Here is a 230-nt window from a genome sequence, read left to right as displayed (position 1 = left end):
ATCATATATAATCCCTATTAGTTGTAAGTAACTTTAAGCTCAATGGCTGTTTTGACATTACCCGCAGTTACGCTTTCAGCATCATCTATAAAATAAGACACTTTAAAGTCAGGCAACACATAATCCCCGGAGCCGTTATAATTCTGGAGCGCGATCGCTGAATTAATTGTATGAGGCGTACCATCGGTATTCTGTATCTGCACATAAACATTTTTCGCGTAGGTATCACC

Annotated in this window: 1 pseudogene; it reads right to left on the bottom strand. The window is 39.1% G+C overall.

Features of this window, described 5'->3' with window-relative positions:
• Positions 1–17: 17 nt before the first annotated feature.
• Positions 18–230 (bottom strand): annotated as a pseudogene (locus ACLJNW_RS29060) (fimbrial protein); the annotation flags it as partial.

It is taken from the genome of Salmonella sp. SAL4457 (genome assembly GCF_046548235.1).
GTDB lineage: Bacteria > Pseudomonadota > Gammaproteobacteria > Enterobacterales > Enterobacteriaceae > Salmonella > Salmonella enterica.
This window is presented reverse-complemented; position numbering and strand designations above follow the sequence as displayed.